The following is a 2,742-nucleotide window of genomic DNA, read 5'->3' as shown; positions in this document are numbered from 1 at the left end:
TTTCTATTTTATGCTATGCAAGGGTTTGGGGCTTTTAGTCCTGAATAAAGGAGTGCGGGTTAACTATACGAGAAAGGTTGGGCATTTTGCGATGTTCTTGCTGCCCAGCCTTTTCTTTGTGTTATTCAACATTCAAAGTACCCATGAGCGATTACTGTTGTCTGTGGTGTCCACGGCTATTTTATTCTTGGGCATGTGCGGGTGGGCGCGTCGTCGTTATCTGACTGCACAGCATATGTTTGCGAGTATTGATCGTCCGGAAGACTCGCCTCATACACTTTCCTGGTTGGTAAGCCAAACCGTGGCGGGCTTGCTGGTATTGTGGGTGACGCAATATGTCTGGTTGGCAGTCGGTGTTCCGATTGAGTTGATTTACATCACCATTTTAGCCACCACCTTTGGTGATGGCTTGGCAGAACCTGTCGGTATCCGATTTGGAAAACACGAGTATGTTGCCAAAGGATTTTTTGTTGACAAGAAATTCAAAAGAACCCTGGAAGGGTCCGCAACCGTATTCGTGATGTCGATGTTGTTTTGTGTGTTGTTCAAGGATTATTTTGAATGGCATCAGTTTGTACTGCTGTGTGCTGTTTTTCCTCTTGCCCTTACCTTGACGGAGGCAAAGTCCCCTCATACGTGGGATACACCGTTTCTGTTTATTGTCGGTAATGCGATTGTAACGGGAGTCTATCTGCTGTGATTTATTTAATACGTCACGCCTCACCGTTGGTCAATTACGGGCGTTGCAATGCCGCCTCGGCGAAAGTGCTTCTGGCAGAATATAACCAGACCTCAAATATCGATGAGGATGAAGTTACAGGTTTCTTGAAGCGTCCGGATTTGTCGCAGCCACTTTTGGCCTCCGAGGCCACCGTCATTTCCTCGCCGGTCAACAGAGCTTATGCAACGGCGTGCAAATTATTCAAAGTTTCGCGTATTCAACAAGATAGTCGATTACAGGAGTACGACCTGCGGGTAAGCGCCATTCCTTTCCTGAGATTGGGGTTAAGGCAATGGTTCGCTCTGCACAGAGTTCTGTGGCTGCTGGGGATTTCGTTGGGAGCTGTCTCCCGAAAAGCAGAACACCTTCGGGCTGTAAGTGTCGCCGATGAGCTTTACAAATCCAGCGCCGGGAGAGGGAAGACGATGATTGTCGTATCCCACGGTATGTTTCTCAGAACCGTCAGGAAAACACTGCAAAAACAGGGCATGCAGGCTCACACGGTTTATCGCTCAGGGTGTTTCTCGGTCGAGTCTTTAACACCATGAAAGGGATTGCGTACACGTGAAGAAGTTACTGCTTTTAGGGGCCAGCGGTTTTATCGGACAGGGTGTCTACGAGGTCCTCAGCCAAGTGAAGGATATTCAGCTTATCCGCCATTCACGCTTGCCGAGGGCTGGTTATGATGCTTGCGAAATCGGCTCTGCGGAGTTTATAAAATTAGTTAACGATAGTGACTTTATTGTTAACTGCACGGGGATCGGTCTTAGTCGCCTGGGCGCGCGCACCGACAGTAATAAGGTACTCACGGAGCAGATACTGGCGTCGATTCACGTTGGTACCGCTGACAAGAAGAATTTTTTCCACTTGAGTAGCGTCAAGGCTCACAACCCTGAAAAAAGACTGGATGCGTACGCCGATGATAAGTGGGCGGCAGAGCAAGTTATCCATTCAAATAGCAACAAGGTGCAAGGGGTGATTTTGCGGGTGCCGACCGTACTGGGTCGTCATGACAAGAACCTGTTGCCGATGATCTCACTGTGCAAGTTGAAACTACTGCCATTGGTGACAGATGACCTCCCGGCGCTGCACGTCATTGGTGTGGAAAGTATTGCCCAGTGCATTATCCAATGGTTGGCGCGCAGCCCTGATCAGGCACTGCAAACGTGTTATCTCCTCAGCGAGGACACGGTGACCTATAACGATCTGGTCGGCGAAGTGTACGRCAGGCTCCAGACGGCAGAGGACAATGCCAGGTTGCGGAGAGTGAAAGTACGCTCCTTGTTCAGGATTTACAAAGTTCTGTCTTTTATGGACCTCTTCAGGCGCCAAAGAAAATTATTTCCATGGGCGCGCTTCAACGATCTTTTCATTTGCCCGTGGCATATCGAAAAGGGTGTGAGCGTGATCTTGACTCGGACGAAGTTATCGGTATTGGTAGAGGGATATTTTGAAAGCATTCAGAGTTGATGTCGCCGCCAGTTTGTTGGTACCACTGTTGTGCTCTTCTATGGTACTGCTTTATTACTCGGGTTTAGCGTTGCTTCCGCCGATCATCATGGCGAGTGTTCTGTTGTGTTCAGAACTGTATTTTCTACAAGAGACAGACAGCGATAGCGCTTTCGATAAAGGCATCAAAAGTGGATTTCTGGTGTCGTGTGCGATATCGATTGTCATGCTGTTGCAGTTGCTGATGCGCAGTGAATTCTTATTTCAAATGGTGGGTTCATTCATGATCTTGTGTGGCATCGGTCTGCGGGCTCATGGAAAAATCATACTGGGACGGCATTTTTCGCACTCATTGCGATTGCTGACCGATCATGAGTTGGTCAAGGCCGGCGCCTTCAAGTACATCAGGCACCCGGCGTATCTAGGAACGCTGCTTATTGTCACGGGTTTCGCTTTCTATACGAGCGTTTATGCCGCGCTGATTGTCTTCTCTGTCGCACTTTTATTGATTCTTAAACGAATCCATGGCGAAGAGAAAATGTTGGTTAATTATTTTGGCGCAGCCTACACCC

The 2,742-nt window shown here is 48.5% G+C and carries 4 protein-coding genes; all 4 read left to right on the top strand.

The annotated features are described in order from the left end of the window. Positions 1-700: hypothetical protein (locus AC1DLB_RS27020; RefSeq protein ID WP_477786006.1), on the top strand; the 700-nt coding region annotated here is incomplete at its 5' end. Then, positions 697-1,269, top strand: coding sequence for a histidine phosphatase family protein (locus AC1DLB_RS27015; protein ID WP_477744391.1), 573 nt, complete (start codon positions 697-699; stop codon positions 1,267-1,269). The genes AC1DLB_RS27020 and AC1DLB_RS27015, both read left to right, overlap by 4 nt. Positions 1,270-1,285: 16 nt before the next feature. After that, the gene (locus tag AC1DLB_RS27010) at positions 1,286-2,191 is read left to right on the top strand and encodes an NAD-dependent epimerase/dehydratase family protein (RefSeq protein WP_477786005.1); all 906 of its coding nucleotides are present in this window, start codon (positions 1,286-1,288) and stop codon (positions 2,189-2,191) included. Continuing rightward, the coding region (locus AC1DLB_RS27005; protein ID WP_477786004.1) for a methyltransferase family protein at positions 2,172-2,742 on the top strand (571 nt) is incomplete at its 3' end. The genes AC1DLB_RS27010 and AC1DLB_RS27005, both read left to right, overlap by 20 nt.

This window comes from Pseudomonas sp. 05N434 (assembly GCF_056396965.1).
This window is presented reverse-complemented; position numbering and strand designations above follow the sequence as displayed.